Annotated in this window: 14 protein-coding genes; 4 read left to right on the forward strand and 10 right to left on the reverse strand. The window is 70.7% G+C overall.

From position 1 onward, the window contains the following. Nucleotides 1-53: 53 nt before the first annotated feature. From U0R18_RS13555 to U0R18_RS13570, 4 genes are read right to left on the reverse strand one after another with little or no spacing between them, the layout of a single operon-like run. On the reverse strand, nt 54-704 hold the full coding sequence (locus U0R18_RS13555) for a cutinase family protein (protein WP_526369105.1): 651 nt from the start codon (nt 702-704) through the stop codon (nt 54-56). A gap of 24 nt (nt 705-728) precedes the next feature. Further along, nucleotides 729-1,373, reverse strand: coding sequence for a cutinase family protein (locus U0R18_RS13560; RefSeq protein ID WP_526369107.1), 645 nt, complete (start codon nt 1,371-1,373; stop codon nt 729-731). 14 nt (nt 1,374-1,387) lie between these two features. After that, on the reverse strand, nt 1,388-2,032 hold the full coding sequence (locus U0R18_RS13565; protein WP_526369530.1) for a cutinase family protein: 645 nt from the start codon (nt 2,030-2,032) through the stop codon (nt 1,388-1,390). A 1-nt stretch (nt 2,033) separates the two neighbouring features. Further along, nucleotides 2,034-2,975 (reverse strand): EamA family transporter, encoded by a 942-nt coding sequence (locus U0R18_RS13570; RefSeq protein ID WP_526369532.1) that lies wholly within the window; start codon nt 2,973-2,975, stop codon nt 2,034-2,036. Nucleotides 2,976-3,056: 81 nt separating this feature from the next. On the opposite strand from U0R18_RS13570, the gene U0R18_RS13575 reads away from it, so the two are divergent. Beyond that, nucleotides 3,057-3,635: a CGNR zinc finger domain-containing protein gene (locus tag U0R18_RS13575; RefSeq protein WP_526369109.1), complete on the forward strand. Its 579-nt coding sequence runs from the start codon at nt 3,057-3,059 to the stop codon at nt 3,633-3,635. Here U0R18_RS13575 and U0R18_RS13580 read toward each other — a convergent pair. The 4 genes from U0R18_RS13580 to U0R18_RS13595 are packed head-to-tail and all read right to left on the reverse strand — an operon-like array spanning nt 3,620 to nt 11,180. Then, nucleotides 3,620-5,698, reverse strand: a complete 2,079-nt coding sequence (locus U0R18_RS13580; protein WP_526369111.1) for an FAD-dependent oxidoreductase — start codon at nt 5,696-5,698, stop codon at nt 3,620-3,622. The genes U0R18_RS13575 and U0R18_RS13580 overlap by 16 nt on opposite strands. Further along, nucleotides 5,695-8,865 carry an ATP-binding protein gene (locus U0R18_RS13585; RefSeq protein ID WP_526369113.1) on the reverse strand — a complete coding sequence of 1,057 codons (3,171 nt, stop codon included), beginning with the start codon at nt 8,863-8,865 and terminating at the stop codon, nt 5,695-5,697. Before U0R18_RS13585 ends, U0R18_RS13580 begins: the two co-directional genes overlap by 4 nt. Then, nucleotides 8,862-9,596, reverse strand: a complete 735-nt coding sequence (locus U0R18_RS13590; RefSeq protein ID WP_526369115.1) for a hypothetical protein — start codon at nt 9,594-9,596, stop codon at nt 8,862-8,864. The genes U0R18_RS13585 and U0R18_RS13590 overlap by 4 nt, the downstream gene beginning before the upstream one ends. Before the next feature lie 3 nt (nt 9,597-9,599). Continuing rightward, nucleotides 9,600-11,180 (reverse strand): hypothetical protein, encoded by a 1,581-nt coding sequence (locus U0R18_RS13595; protein ID WP_526369117.1) that lies wholly within the window; start codon nt 11,178-11,180, stop codon nt 9,600-9,602. A gap of 83 nt (nt 11,181-11,263) precedes the next feature. On the opposite strand from U0R18_RS13595, the gene U0R18_RS13600 reads away from it, so the two are divergent. From U0R18_RS13600 to U0R18_RS13610, 3 genes are read left to right on the forward strand one after another with little or no spacing between them, the layout of a single operon-like run. Further along, complete coding sequence (locus U0R18_RS13600) at nt 11,264-11,911, forward strand: hypothetical protein (RefSeq protein WP_526369119.1); 648 nt, start codon at nt 11,264-11,266, stop codon at nt 11,909-11,911. Continuing rightward, entirely contained in the window at nt 11,908-12,960 is a 1,053-nt protein-coding gene (locus U0R18_RS13605) for a polyprenyl synthetase family protein (RefSeq protein ID WP_526369121.1), read from the forward strand. Before U0R18_RS13600 ends, U0R18_RS13605 begins: the two co-directional genes overlap by 4 nt. Nucleotides 12,961-13,010: 50 nt before the next feature. After that, nucleotides 13,011-13,211 (forward strand): hypothetical protein, encoded by a 201-nt coding sequence (locus tag U0R18_RS13610; protein WP_526369123.1) that lies wholly within the window; start codon nt 13,011-13,013, stop codon nt 13,209-13,211. On the opposite strand, the gene mycP is transcribed toward U0R18_RS13610, so the two are convergent. Continuing rightward, nucleotides 13,194-14,393, reverse strand: coding sequence for a type VII secretion-associated serine protease mycosin (gene mycP / locus U0R18_RS13615; RefSeq protein ID WP_526369125.1), 1,200 nt, complete (start codon nt 14,391-14,393; stop codon nt 13,194-13,196). The genes U0R18_RS13610 and mycP overlap by 18 nt on opposite strands. Further along, complete coding sequence (locus U0R18_RS13620; protein WP_526369127.1) at nt 14,390-15,478, reverse strand: EsaB/YukD family protein; 1,089 nt, start codon at nt 15,476-15,478, stop codon at nt 14,390-14,392. The genes mycP and U0R18_RS13620 overlap by 4 nt, the downstream gene beginning before the upstream one ends. Nucleotides 15,479-15,546: the final 68 nt, after the last annotated feature.

Genomic DNA, 15,546 nt, shown 5'->3' on the forward strand with positions numbered 1-15,546 from the left:
TCTGGCGCGACCCACTTGCACTTTGACGCCCAAACGTACGTTTCGGCGTGGTGCTAGATCCGTCCGGCCACGAAATCAGCCGCCTGGTTGACCATTCCGGCCGAGATGTAGGCCGGTGCCAGGTGGTCGGGCCAGTAGTCCTGCCAGTTCTGCGGATCGGTGGGGTTGCAGATCGGGTCGTCACCGTGGCACAGCTCGATGGTGCGTTCCTTGTAGACCGGGCTGAACGAGCTGATGGGTCCGACCCACTGGATCCCGTTGCCGAACAGCGCGACCGCGGCGATGTGGTCCGCCGCCCCGTCCGGCAGGGGTCGCTTGAAGGTGAAGAACGAGAGCGGCACGGCCAGAACCACATCGGTGACGGCCGCGCCCAGCGAGTAGCCGCCGAGCACGAGCCGGGTGTTGGGGCAGTTGTCCATCATGTACTGCACGTGTGCGCTCATATCGTTGGCACCCAGGTCGACCTCGGTGTTGGCGGGGTACTTCACCGCGTACAGCCCGATGTTCTTCCCGGTCTTGGTGCGTAGCGCGCGGACGAGTGCCTCGCCGATCTGGCCGGCGCCCGGCGCTTCGTTCCGCCCCCGGGCGAAGACCAACTCGACGTCGGGGCACGGTGCCGCGCTCGCGACGGGGGCCGGGACGATGGGGAGAAGGAATGCGGCGACAAGACCTGCTGCAAGGGTTTTCCACCGGGCTGATCCCATGCCCGACATAGTAGCGAAGGCCGGCTAGACGAGCCCCGCGATGAATCCGGCGGCCTGGCCGGGCATGGGCCCGGACTCATAGCTGGTGTGGGCGAACGGATTACGGCCGCGTGAACAGATCGGGTCACCGTCGGAACACATGTCGATCGACCGGCTGCCCAAACTGCCTGCGGTCACCGGGTTCCCGAACTTGGTGGCCGGGTTGCCGAACACCGCGACGGCCGCGACATTGCCGGCGAGGCTGCCCGGCAGGGGCGGGGCGGAGCCGACCTCGCCGATCCGGTTGCCCAGCGGGGGCACCCCGACCAGCATGTCGACCACCGCGGCGCCCTGCGAGTAGCCGCCGAGGACGATGCGGGTGTTCGGGCAGTCGGTCGCCATCGCGGCGATGTGGTTGGTGGCGTCGGTGGCGCCGTCGGCCGCCGTCAGGAAGTCGTAGGTGGCCGGGTAGTTGACCGGATAGACCCCGAGCGTGCGGTTTCCGAGCTGCGGGCGCAGGGTGTCGACCAGGGCCTGGCCCACCCGGCCGATGCCGGGGCCCTCACTGGTGCCGCGGGCGAAGACCAGTTCCACGTCGGGGCACGGTGCGGCGTCGGCGGGGGCCGCGAGCGGTACGACCGGGACGGCCACGGCGACGGCCGCGGCGGCCAGCATGCGGGCGACAATCATCTAGCCAACCTAATTCAGACCCGGGCTGCCACGAAATCGGCGGCCATGGCGGTCTGGCCCGACTCGGGGTAGGTGCTGTGCACCGCGACGTTGGTGCCCAGGGTGTCGCAGACGGCGTCGTCGGGCAGGCACAGGTCGATGGACCGGACGCCCCAGGTGGGGCTGATGGTCAACGGCAGGCCCGCCTTGGCGCTGGGGTTGCCGAAGAGCGCGATGGCCGCGACGTGGTCCGGGGCGCTGGCCGGCAACGGGAGCGTGAAGCCCGCCGCCGGGACCGGCAGCTCGGCGATGACGTCGACCACCGCCGCACCCTGGGAGAAACCGCCGAGCACCAGCCGCGTGTTGGGGCAGTTGGCCATCATGTACTGCACGTGCGAGCTCATGTCGTTGGCGCCGTCGGCCGCGGTCCGGAAGTCGTAGGTGGCCGGGTAGTTCACGCCGTAGGTGCCGACGGTGCGGTCGCCGACGCGGGCCCGCAGGTCATTGACGAAGGCGGCGCCCACCCGGCCCAGCCCGAGGGGCTCGGTGGTGCCGCGGGCGAATACGACCTCGATGTCCGGGCAGTCGTCGGCGTGGGCGGCCGGTGCCGGTGTGTGGAGGATCACGGGGGCCAGCAGGCCGGTGGCGGCCAGGGCAGTCAGGGTGCGCACGCCGGAAATGCTACCGAGGCCGGGCCAGGATCAGGCCCGCCAGCACCACCGCCGCGCCGAGTGCCTGGACGGCCGTCATGGCCTCGCCGATCAGCACCCGGGCCCACAGCACCGCGAAGAGCACCTCGGAGAGTCCGACCAGCGAGGCGAAGCCGGGGCGCAGCCGCGCCACCCCGGCGATGCCCAGGGTGTAGGCGATCGCGGTGCTGAACAGGCCGAGCACCAGGACCGCGACGAACCACGGTGCGGTGAACCCGGCGACGGTGACGTCGGCGGTGCTGAACGCCAGCGGCAGGATGCCGGTGATGCCGAGCGCGGTGACCACGGCGCCGCCGACGAGCAGGCCGCCGGTGGCCAGGGTCAGCGGGTGCAGGGTCTCCCCGGTGCGGGTCACGGTGCTGGTGGCGGAGGCACTCATCATGAAGTAGCAGGCCGCGCAGATGGCCGCCCCCGTCGCCCACAGCACGCCGACGGTGTTCACGCGGGCCGGTCCGTCGCCGAAGATGTTGAGCACCAACGTGATTCCCGCGATCGCCAGTAGCATCCCGGCCAGGGTCGCGGTGCCGGGACGCCGGCGGGTGGTGGCCCAGATCCAACCGACCACCAGGACCGGTGCGGTGTACTCGAGCAGCAGGGCCACGCCGACCGACAGGTGGGCGACGGCGTTGTAGTAGCACAGCTGGGCGCCCGCGATCGGGATGGCGCCGTAGAGCACGACGGTGCCGGCGTGCCGGCGGGCCTCGGTGATCCACTGCGGGCGCACGACGGTGGTGACGGCGGCCAGGGCGATCGCGCCGCCGGCCAGCCGGGCGATGACGGCGGCGGTGGGGGACCAGCCGGCGTCCATCAGAGCGCGGGCGAAGGGTCCGGAGAGTGCGAAGGTCAGTGCCGAGGTGAGTGCGAAGGCGAGCCCGCGGGAGAACCGGGTATCCGGGGTCTCCGGTTTCACCATCAGCACGGCACACCTCCAATGTAATGAGTAAAATCAAATTTGGTCATGACCAGCCTAGGGAGCGGGCCCGTAAGGAGTCAAATGAATTTCAGTCATGACACCGAGCTCACGCTGCGGGCCGCCGGTGCCCTGGTGAACTCGAACCGCGTGCACGACGCCGACGACCTCGCCGACCAGCGGGCCCTGGATGCATACCTGCGGGAATGGGGCTGGACCGGCCGCCGGGACCGCGACGCCGACGAACTGGCCGCGGTGCACCGGCTGCGGGGGCGCATCGGACGCATCTGGGATGCCGCCGAGGATGAAGAGCGCACCGTCGCCCAGGTCAACGCGCTGCTGAGCGACACCCACGCCGCGCCGTGGCTGACCCGCCACCCCGAGATGCCCGACTGGCACCTGCACCTGGCATCCATCCACGATCCGCTGGCCCAGCGAATGGGGGCCGAGATGGCGATGGCCCTGGCCGACCTGATCCGCGGCGGCGAACTGCGGCGGCTGAAGATCTGCGCCGCGCCGGACTGCGAGGCGGTGCTCGTCGACCTGTCCCGCAACCGGTCGCGGATCTTCTGCGACACCGGCAACTGCGGCAACCGCCAACACGTCGCGGCCTACCGGGAACGGCAGGCCGCGGGCGGACCTCGAGCTCAGGGCAGCCAGTAGCCCCGCACGCGATAGAACCGGCCGTGGCCCAGCACGCAGTTCGCGGCTTCCAGTCCCGACATCGTGGCGGCCTCGATGCAGCCCGCGTTCATGCCGCAATCGGTCCAGTCGCCGGCGAGGAACAGATTGTCGTAGCCACTCTCGTCGGGGCGCAGCCGGTACCGGTCGGAGCCGGGCACGGACTGCACATAGCGGTCGGACGGATCGATGTTCACACTGACATGTTGCGTGCGCAGTGCCGCCACGCCCCGCTCGTCGGTCACTCCGTGCAGCAGCGACCAGTCGAAACCGTTCTGGCCGAACGCATTCGGGAAGTAGAGCCCCAGGTTGCGCTCGAAGTAGGCGGCCGCCGCGGCATGCACCTGCTCGTCGAGCCGGCGGGTGTACCGCTCGGCCGGCTCGGACGTCGGCCACGGCGCGTCCAGGCTGCCGCAGAAGTACGCCACCGTGCCGGGCCGGTCGTCGTCGGGCCATTCCTCGGCCCACAGGGTCTGCGGCATCGACGCCCACGTCTCGAACGGCCGCCGGTATGCGCTCACGGTGACGCCCGGACGATCCCAGCCCAGCGCCGGCTCGTCCGGCCGGAACCACAGCTGCACGGCCTGGGTGGCGACGGTCCGCACATGCGTCGTCATCTCCTGCCACTCGCGCCGATCGGCCACGAGTTCGGCGGCGACGTCCGGGAGCAGCCCCAGCGACACCGCCAGGATGACGTCGTCGAAATCCGTGCCGCGGCGCAACACCCGGGTCCCGACGTCCCGGCGCGCACCGAAGTGCGTCTCGAGCCGGTGCCAGTCCTGCCCGGATTGCTCACCGGCCAGTTGCCCGGGGACCGGCGCACCGGGGAACACCGGCAGCCCTTTGGACCTGATCAGCGGTTCGTAGTGCCCGACGCCGTCGGCGAGCTCGGCCTGCACGCCCAGCGTGATGGCGTCGACCGCCTGCCGCCGGTCGTCCAGATGCAGCGAGTCGACGCGGTTGAAGAACTCGAACTCGACGCCGCGCCGGCGCAACGCCTGGTAGATGGGCGCGATGATGACGTCGCCCATCCCGGCGGTCATCTTCCAGAAGATGGCGCCCTTGTACTCGAAGAGCACCATGCCGATCAGGAAGATCATCACCCCGGCGGCGAACGACGGCTGCTCGGGATCGGCATCGGCGTAGCCGAACACCAGGTCGTAGACGCCGCGGATCAACGGGAAGTCCACTACGTCGGGATGTCCGCCGTTGGCCAGGATCCACTGGGCGAAGTCCTGATCGTTGATGGCCCGGAAGCCGCGCGGATCGGTGACGAGGTTGTCGGCCAGGATCCCGCGGACCACGGCGGTCACCATCGAGATCAACAACCAGGTCCGCCGGTCCGCGGGACGATGCCGGTCGTCGAGCTCGGCACGCACGGCGTCCAGTGCGTGGTCGACCAGTTCGATCGTTGCGCCCCTGGGACTTCCGGGTTCGGCGGCGGCGAGGACGGCGGCGACGGCGGCCCGCCGCAGCGCGTCGGCCCGCCGGTTGCGCGGTGTCGTGGAGGCCGGGTCCGGGGAGGGTGACAGGGCCAGCTCCGGCTCGTCCTCGCGGACGGAATTCGCGAAGTCGGCGATCAACTGCAGGGCACGCCGCAGGAATCCGACCACGGTCATCTCCCGGCCGTCACCGTCCGGGTCGCCGGGTAGCAGCTCATTGCGGGCGAAGGTGCCCAGCCAGGTCAACCATTCGTCGTCGGTTCGGTCGGCCAGGCCGAGGTCGTCGGCCGGGATCATCGCGTCGAACCAGTGCCGGATGGGCGCCGCCGGGTCGGTGTTCTCCCGGTCGAGTTCCGAATAGCATTGCCGCAGCAGGGCGAACGCGTTCTCGTACGAACCGAGCCAGATGTGCAGACCGTGCTCCTCGATCCGGCCGTGTTCGCCCCGGCTCGAGGCGCCCTTGCCGCCGAGCCGCCAGCCCCGCTGGTACACGGTGATCGACCCGAGCCGATCCTGCCAGCCCGGTTCGCTCAGGCGCCAGGCGGCGGCCAGGCCGGCCATCCCGCCGCCGAGGATGGCGACCCGCTTGCGGCCCGCCGTCACCGCAGCAGGGCCCGGGCCCGCGCGAGCTCGGGCCAGCCGCTGTTCTCCGGGAAGCGTGCGACGGCGTCCGCCACGAGTTCACGGGCAGCCGGATCCATCTCCAGAAGCTCTACAGCGCAACGCAATTCATAGACCGGTGCGGCCTGGGTGCGGGCCAGTGCGTGCGCGCTGCGCAGGTCGTCGGCGCGCCCTTCGGGCGGGAAGGTGTGCGACCGGATCCGCAGCAGCTCGGCGTCGTGGTAGCGCATCTCGGTGGCGGCGGCCAGTTCGAGCGCCGCGTCGATGCGCTCCCGCGCCCGCTCGGGCTCGCCCGCGGCGATCAGCAGCCGGGCCAGGAAGCCGTCGTACGACGTGATCAGGGAGATGACGCCGAGGGCTCGCCACATCTCGACATACCCGGTCAGCGTTGCGATCTGGTCCGCCTGGTCGTTCTGCAATGCCGTGACGAAGCCGTGCTGGACGGCGCCGGCCAGCGCCCACGAATCGAAGCCGTGCTGTTCGCCGATCGACGCCAGCCTGGCCGCGGCGCTCGCTGCGAGGTCGAACTGGCCGGCGTCGATGCGGATCAGGACCTCCATCTGCAGTGCGTACGCCAGGCTGAACGGACCCTGCGGAAAGCCCAGGGCGTCGCAGCGTTCCGCGGTGCGGCGCACCTCCGCCTCGGCGCCGGTCAGGTCGCCCTGGATGTAACGCGCCAGGGCGAGGTGGGTGTAGATCGACGCCGTTCCCTCGTTGGGCATGAACCACACCGCTTCCAGCGCTTCGAGCCCCTCCTCGCTGCGGGCCGCGGCGGCATCCTCCAATTGTGTTCGAGCGGTGTCGAATTCACCCCGGTACCAGGCGAGCATCCCGAACCCGGCGTTGTTGAACGGGATGAAGAACTCGCGGCCGGTCAGATTCGCCCGCACGGATTCCAGCAGTGTCGCCACGCGCGGCAGATCCGCCCGCATGGCGTAGTACCCGTACAACGCGGTCAGCGTCGCGAACAGTTCGTCGCTGCGCAGATCCGTCCCGCTCAGCTCGAGGCACCGCTCGAAATCGCCGGCGGCGTTGGGGCTGGACGCGCCCTCGGCGGCGTAGGCCAGGAAGCCGCGTTCCAGGCGCAGCTGCGTTTCCTGCTTGTCCCGGTCGGGACCCATTGGGGCATGGTCGATCTGGTTGATCGCGTGGGTGAGGTAGTTGCGGGATTCACCGAGGGCCCCGCGGTGCCGCGCATCCGCGGCGGCCTGCTGATAGGCGTGCGCCGACTCGGCGTGCCGCGACGCGTTCTCGTAGCGGCTGGCGACCAGCCGCCAGTCCGGGCTTCCGGTCGGTGGCGCGGCTGCCACCAGGGCATCCCCGATGCGTCCGTTGAGTTTTCGCCGCAGGCTCGGTGTCGACAGCTCGGCGGCGACCTCGCGCAGCAGTTCGTGGCGGAACCGCCAGGTCTCGTCGTCCAGCCTGCGCAGCACACGCCCCTCGGTCAGGTCGGTCAGGATCGCATCGACCTCGTCCTCGGGCAGATCGACCACCGACAGCAGCAGCGGGCGGTCGATGACGGTGCCGATGGTCGCGGCCGCCTCGACGACGCGGACCGCGTTCCGGGTGGATCGCAGGCGGGCGAACAGTGCCTCGTAGAGGGTGTCGGGCACCAGTGCCGCCGATTCACTCGAATCACCGGGCACCTCTTTGAGTTTCGCCACGACCTCCTCGATGTACAGCGGGACCCCGTCGCAGCGCCGTCGGACCGCATGCCGGTTGTCCTGCGGCATCTCGGGGTGCAGGGCGTCGATGAGTGCGTCGGCCTCGGCCTCGGTCAGCGGTTTGAGGTCCACCACGGTGGTCGCCGGGCCACCCGGGATGGTCGATTCGTCCCGACCGGTCATCAGGACCATCAGGCCAGGGTCGGCCCTGGTGACCACCTTCTCCAGCACCTCGAAGGTGTCCTCGTCGATCCAGTGCAGATCCTCGAACAACAACAGCGTGGGCCCGGTGCGGATCAGCGCGGACAGGTACCGGTCGACCGCACCGACGATCTGCTCGAAGAGCTTTCGCCCGTCGACCGGGACCGGCCGGTAGCCGCTCTGCGGGCCGATGCCGAGCACCGGTGCCAGCAGGGGTACGAACTCGCGCGGGTCGAGCCCGACGGAGGTGAGCTCGCCCTGCAGCAGGCGCAGCCGTTCGGCCGGATACAACGTGCGGGTGATGCCGCTGCGGCGCTCGATGAGCCGGCGTACCGGGCGCAGGCCGACGTCGGAGTGGAACGGCGACCCGGTCATCTCCACCACCGTAGCCCCGGCGTCCCGCGCCTCCTCCACGACCGCCGTCGCGAGGCGCGTCTTCCCGATGCCCGCCTCGCCGCGGATGGCGAAAACCGCTGAGCCGCCGGCATTCCGGACGCCGGCCCAGGCGGCGGTGAGGTCGGCGAACTCGGTGCGGCGTCCGACGAACGGACCGGACGAGACCACCGGCGCCTCACGTTCGCCGAGCACCCGGAAGTGCTCGACGTCCCCACTGATGCCCTTGACGGATCTGGCCCCGAGGCGTTCCACCTCGAAGGTGTCGCGGATGATGCGTTCGATGGCGTCGGACACCACCAGGGTGCCCGGCTCGGCGAGCCCGGACAGCCGCGCCACCAGGTTGGCGGCCAGGCCGTAGACGTCGTCCTCGGCCGTGTCGAGATACACCAGCCCGCGGTGCACGCCGACGCGGGCCTGGACACCGACACCGAACCGGCGCCGGGCGCGATCGTTCAGGGTGGCCACGGCGTGGTTGATCTCCAGGCCGGCCTGCACCGCGCGCTGCACGTCGTTCTCGTGGGCGATCGGATGCCCGAAGACCGCCAGCAGGCCGTCACCCTTGGTCGAGAAGATGTGGCCCTCGAACTGCTCGACGGTCTCCTGCACGATCTGGCGGTACCGGCCGACCAGCGTGCGGTACACCTCGGGTTCCACCCACGTCGAGAGCACGGTCGAATCGACCACGTCGGCGAACATGATGGTGAGCCGGCGGATCTCGCCGTGGTCGTCGGGCGCCGCGAGCAGGTCCTCGGCCTCGGTGTTGCGCTCGTCGAATCGGAGGACCTCGCTGGCGAGCATGTTCGCCCGTGGGCGATCACCCTCAGTGAGTGCCTGGAATGCGCGATCGAGGAGTTCGTCGACGGACGGTTGCGGATTCGGTGTCGTCACAGGGCGAACGCAACCTCGATCTTCGGCTTCGCGGGGGCGGGTCCCGTGGTGGTTACCTCGACCTCACCGCAGTACACCCCACTGGGCAGCCCGGCCGAGTTCGCCACCAGTCGGAACTGGGTCATCCCCGGCATCAGCACCTTGTTCGCCGGGTCGAACCACACCTGGGCGGTGATGTCCTCCCCGGTGTCCTCGCGGGCCATCGACAACAGTTTCAGCTGCCGGACCGTGCCGTTGTCGGCAACCGTGAACGGGTCGGAGTAGAGCACCGGATCCCGGTACAGGCCCGGTCCGGCGGCGACGGCCTCCGTGATCTCGGCGGTGCGCAGCATCGCGATGTTGGTGAGCTCGATGGCGGAGTCGAGCGCCGTCCGGTTCTTGATCCCGTCCTTCTCGACGCTCGCGGCGGCCTTACCGGCGACCTGGGCGGCCTGGGTGATTCCGCGGCCGATGATCGACGCGACGTTGTCGGCCAGCATCATCATGTTCTGGTCGTAGTTGGCCCGCAGCGGCACCCGGGCCATGGCCACGCCTGCGTTCAGCATCGTGGCAACCAGATTGTTCATCGACTCGACCGCCTTGGCGGGGGTGTAGGTCGGCGGCATTGTGCCGTCGTCGTCGGGAACCTGGTTGATCTCCCGGAACGCCGTGAAGGCGATATGGGCCGACGCCGTCACCGCCTCCTTGGCGATGTCACCGATGCGGCCGGCGATGGCCTGCGGATCGTCCATGTCTCACACCCCTCCGCCGGTTTTGTCCTTGGGCCGCACGTTGTCCTCGGCGGTCTGGTAGACCGTGTCCGCCCACTCCCGCAGATTCTGGCCGAATTCGGTGGCGACCTGGCCGAGATCGGCCGGGGTCAGGCCGTCTCGCCACCGCCGGAACGCATCGCCCCCGACCGTCGCCGCGCGCCCGATCAGGTCCTTCACGAGGTCGCGGGTGTCGTTGACGGTGTCGCCGAAGTTGGGCGGGAGTTTCGCCGTTTCGGGCGGTGTCGCCGGTTTCAGTGGGGTGTCACGGGCGGCGCTCTGCGGTGAGGCCACAAATGGCTCGAAGACCGACAGCGGAGGGATCTCCGGGTCATGACCCGGGCCGGAGGAGGGGTTGTTGAACACCCGCCGGGCGGTGCCGGCGATCATGTCGCGGCCGGCGTCGCCCCAGCCGAGTAGGCACGCCAGCGCGGAGGTGGCGGTGGGACTCAAGCCGTTGATCCGTTCCTCCTTGCTGGAGCGGATCCGGACACCGGGGTCGCCGGGGCTGCCGGTGGCATTGTGGGGCGTGACCCAGACGTAACCGTTGTCGACCTCGACGATCCAGCTGTCACCCACCCGGTTGGGGTCGAGGGTGTAGTTGAGGAAGATGCCCTTCTCGATGTCGTTCGTGGCCGATGCGCGGTTATCGGTGAAGTGGAAGACCAGGGCCGTCTCGATGGTGTACTCGGCGGTCTCGGCCCCGATGGATTCGACCAGCCGGGTCCAGCCGTTGCGGTCGCAGGCGGGCACCTGTGGGTTCATCTCGGCGAAGAACTGGCTGCAGTACGGCCAGTTCACCGGGTCGATGATCTGCGCGATCTGATCCACGCTGACATCCGCGGCGGTGCTGTCCGTGTAAATCGTGCTGCAGTACAGCCCGTCGGAATCCTCGAGGGTTCCGAAGCACGCCTTCGAGGTGTCCGCGAAGGCCGGGCCGAAGTTCGTGGCGGCGAAGTCCATCCACTCCATGCGGGTCCGGATGCCGTCCAGACTTCCGGTCAACAGATCCAGGGTCTGGGAGTCGGTGCGCGACGGGCCGTGCGCATCGGCCCACGAGTTGACGATCGAGGGCGTGGCCGCGAACAGGTTCGCCACCGGATCGGCGCGGCCCCGCGGGTCGGCGGCGTCGGGATTGCGGATGCGGTAGAGCTTTTCGAGGATGACCGAGGCGTAGACACTTCGGGCCAGGGCCGGGTCACGGGCGGGGTCGAAGATCGACCGCCGCACCTGAGCCTTCGGGAACGGGATGGATCGTGGTGTGCCGGAACGATTCGAGCCGGGTTCTCCGACCGCGGCGCCGGCCACGATGCCGGTGGCGTCGGCGAAAGTGGGGAATTCGAACCGGCTCTGGCCGGACCGGCGCACCCCGGTCCCGTTGAGGAACGTCGTCAGATCCCCGAGCCAGCCGGCCTGCCCGAAACCGGTGCTCCCCGGCAGGAAGGCTTCCGCGGTGGCAACCACCGCGGCATCGGCCGCAGTGGTTCCCCGCCGGGCTTTGACGACCTGGTCGTCGATCTCGCCGTACAGCGCCACCTGAGAATGGAGAAGATCGTCAATCGCCATTGACCCCGCCCTCCCGATCCGTGGGACTTAGCATACCGTTGTAACCGGCCTGTGCAGGGGCTTCAGACCGTCCGGGAGGACCATTGGCGGACCGTTCGTTTGCTGACGACAGCACGGTCAACGACATCCCCTGGGCTTCGGTTTTCGATGCGGCCGCAAATGTTCGTGCGCTGGGGGCGGTGCAGTCCGAGGGATTCCGTGCGGCCAGCGAAGTCGTAGATCGGTTCGTCAACTTCGTGGGCGCCCGGAACGGATCGGAACCGTCCCACGCCGCCCGCCCCGACCCGCGCAGCCGCAATCCCGAGGCCGCCATGGTGCTGGCCGGCTGGGAGGGCATCCTGGGCCAGTTCGCCGGTTCGATCCGCAACGGGCTGGGCGGTTCGCCCGCCATGGACTTCGGCGATCACGGGGGCCACCGCGAGGTCCGCGTGTCCGCCGCCGGGTCGGGCGCGGCGACCGTGGAGTTCTGGCTGCACAACCGGGGGCCGATGGACCTGGGGACCATCGTGCTGCGCTGCGGTGATCTGCTCGCCCACGACGGATCGGTCATCGATTCGCGCAGTGTCGGTTTCGAGCCCGGGGCGGTTCCGATGCCGGCGCGCTCATCCCGCGGTGTCCTGCTGAGCGTCGACGTGCCGCCCGGTGCGGCGGCCGGGACCTACCGGGGCACCGTGCTGGCCGACGGGCACGACGACGTGTGGCTGCCCCTGGTGCTGTCGATCGAGCCGTGACCGCGACGTCCGACCGGCACGACCTGGTATCCGCCGTCGAGGAGCGGCTCCGCAGCGTCGGCCGGTCCGTGCGCCGGGTCATGCTCGACGCGATGCCGGATGGGGAACCGGTGCAGTGGCTCTACGGCCCCGTGCGGGAGTACCCGATGCGGCCGGGCAAGGCGCTGCGCCCGGCGCTGTGTCTGGCGGCCGGCCGGGCCTTCGGCGCCGACCCGGCCGATTTGCTCGGCATCGCGGTGGCCATCGAGTTGCTGCACAATGCCTTCCTGGTGCACGACGACGTGGTCGACGGCAGCGAAATGCGCCGTGGCAGACCGACATTGGCGGCCAGCCACGGGGTGGCCGCGGCGATCAACGCGGGCGACGGGCTGGCGGTGGTGGCCGGCCAGGTGCTGCGCCGGGCCACCCGGCGCCTCGACCGGGACCTGGCCGACCTCATCTGGAGCGAGTTCGACACCATGGCGCTGCGCACGCTGGAGGGTCAGGCCATCGAAATCGGTTGGCAGCGAGACAATGTCGAAGATCTCGGACCGAGCGACTACCTCAATCTCATCATGCACAAAACGTGCTGGTACACCACGATCCATCCGCTGCGGGTCGGCGCCATCGTGGGTTCGGGCGGTCAGGCCGACCTGGCTCCGCTGGTCCGGTTCGGGTTCCACTTCGGCGCGGCCTTCCAGATCCGCGACGACCTGCTGAACCTCATCGGCGACGAGCAGCAGTACGGCAAGGAGATCCTCGGCGACCTCTACGAGGGCAAGCGCACGCTGCCGCTGGTGCATCTGCTGGCCGCCGCGGACGGCGGCGACGGGCAACTGGTGCGCGACTACCTGCGGCGCTCCCGGGCCGAGCGGTCACCGGAGCTGGTCGCCACCGTGCGCGCCCTGATGGACGACTACGGCAGCATCACCTTCACCCGCGAGTTCGCCGAGGGCATCCTGGTGGTCGCCGAGGACTACTTCGAACAGGCCTTCGCCGACGCACATCCGGGACCGGATCTGGACTTCCTGCGCTCGCTGGTGCCCTATGTGTGGGCGCGCTGGCGCTGAGCTGTGCAACGCGGTGAACGCGGACGCCGGAGCCGCCGTACCGTGAGCCGATGACATCGGCATCCCGGCACCTCCGGCTGAGCGCACACCGGTTCCTGCAGCAGCGCCTCGAATCGGCGCTGTTGTACGGCGACCCCGACGGGGAAGCGGGTTCGGTTGCGGCGCCGCGGATCTGTTATCTGTCCGGCCTGGTGCTCACCGGCCTGATCCTGGCCGGCCGCCACCTGATGCCGCTACTGCTGGCGTCGTGATCGAGCGGTCAGGGTCAGCACACCCAGCGCCAGAGCCGTGACGGCCACGCACACCGCGGCGCCGGCCACCGCCACCCGCCGGGTGCGGTTGGCCCGCGGCAGCGCGACCGGAGCCGCCGGTGCCGGGTCGGGCGAGCCCGAACCAGCCAGTGCCGCAACGGGATCCAGGGCGCCGAAGCCCACCAGCGCGCTGCGCCGCCCGGCGGCTCCGCGCGCGCTGGCCCGGATGCGCTCCATCACCTGCCGCGCCGTCAGGCCGGGGGAGTGCGCCCGCAGCAGCGCCACCACACCGCTGACCACGGGCGCGGCATAGCTGGTTCCCGACACGGGGACCCCGGCCGGGGCGCCGGGCACCATGTTCTCGCCGGGCGCGGCGACGTCGACCCACGGGCCGGGCTGGGTGAACGCCGACGGCCGGCCGGCGTCGTCGAGCGAGCCGACCGTCAGCACGTAGTCGTCGTACCAGGCCGGGCTGACCGCCACGGTGGCCTGGGCCCAGCTCAACTCACCGCCCGCGGAATCCTGCGGCGGACAACCGCCGGCGTTGCCGGCGGCCGTGACCACCACGGCGTTCCTGACGTCCACGGCATAGGCCAGCGCGGCGCCCAGGGCCGCATCGTGCAACGGCCCCGTCGCGCAGGCCACCGCCGAGATGTTGATGACCGTCGCGCCGGCATCGGCGGCGGTCCGGACGGCCCGGGCCATGGTGTCGACGTCGCCGTAACCGCTGCCGGCCGGATCCCCGGCGGCGCCGAACTTCACGGTCGACTGCCGGATCGCCAGAAGTGTTGCCGCAGGGGCGATATCGGCGATGATCCCGGCCACCGCGGTGCCATGGCCGTCGCAGTCCTGGGTGCCGTCGCCGGTCGACACGTAGTCGCCGCCCGCGTCCAGGTGGGTCAGCCGTGCGTCGCGGTTGACTCCGGTGTCGATCACCGCGATCCGTTGGCCCGCGCCGCGCGAGTAGCGCACCAGCGCAGCCAGATCCACGCCGCGCGCCACCCCGCCGACGGGCACGGCGCACGGGGCCAGCTGGGTGGTCGGCCCCGGCGGTGCGGGGCTGGCGGCGGCCGGCAGCCGGGCGCCGTCGACCACGGGCGGTGTCAGCGCACCCGCCGGAGCCACCGGAGCGCCCGCGATCATGAACGCCGCGGCCAGTGCGGCGCGGAGTGCGCGGGTCATCGGGTCGGTCCCAGCACGTCGAAGACACCCAGGCTCCAGCCGGCCAGCGGCAGCAACGCCGCCAGGCCCGCGTACTCGGCCACCGTCAGCGCCTCGCCGAGCAGTGGAGTGGTGACCGATCGCTGCGTCACCGTCACCACGACGGCGCCGGCGGCCAGCGCCGCCACGCACAGCCATGGGCCCCAGCTCGGTTCGAGTCGGGCGGCCGACCCCAGTGTCACCGCGGCGCCGAACACCCCGCCGAGCAGGAGGGTCCACCGCTGGACCGGCCGGCGGTGCGCGCGGGCCCGCAGCGCGAGCACCGTGCTGGCCACCGCACCCAGCCCGCACTCCACCGGACCGCCCGTGGCCGCGGCCAGCGCGACACCCGTGGCCGCGGCGCCGGCGGCGGCGTGCACGATCACCGAAAAGCGGTGCACCGCATTCGCCGGTCCCGGGACCGCCAGCGCCAATCGGGTGGCGCCCACCAGCATCGCGATGGCCAGGACGCTCAGCAGCACACCGGTCCGCTGCAGGTCATAGGCCATGAACGTGCCACCCAGCGCGGCCGCCGCGGTCAGGCCGGCGCCGACGGCCAGGCCCGCGAACAGGGTGGGCGGACGCCCCATCCGGGCCGCGACCGCTGCGGCCCCACCCGCCGCGCTGGCGCCGAGCAGCAGCTGGGGCGTGGCCGGCCCACCGCCCAGGACGGTCGGGCCGACCGCGCCGAGCAGCACGACCGCCGACAGCAGCCCCGCCGTACGGGCATCCCAACAGGTGACGTCGGCAGGCGTGGCGTGCGCCAACTCGGCCGCCGGATCCCGGCGCGCCCGTGGCGGCTCCAATTCCCGCGCCGTCGTCAGCACCAGGGCGTCGCCGTCACGAATTCCGTTCTGGAGCAACGTCTTCGAAACATCCAGGGTGGCCGCAGTGGGTGTGCACAGCCGCCGGGCCCGTGCCGCGGGAACGGTACCGCACATCCGGTCGACCAGCTCGCAGACCCGGGGCAGCAGCACAGCGAGTGGCACCGCCGCCGGCAGGGTCAGGTCGACGCACTCGGCGCCGGCGTGCACCGCCACCCGGCGCATGTCGTTCTCGGGGTCCATGGGCGCCGACGGTAACCAGCCCGGGCCGCTCCGGGCCGACCGTCATCCACAACTGAATTGCGGCCGTC

The sequence above is a fragment of the Mycobacterium sp. genome (assembly GCF_046330795.1).
Lineage (GTDB): Bacteria > Actinomycetota > Actinomycetes > Mycobacteriales > Mycobacteriaceae > Mycobacterium.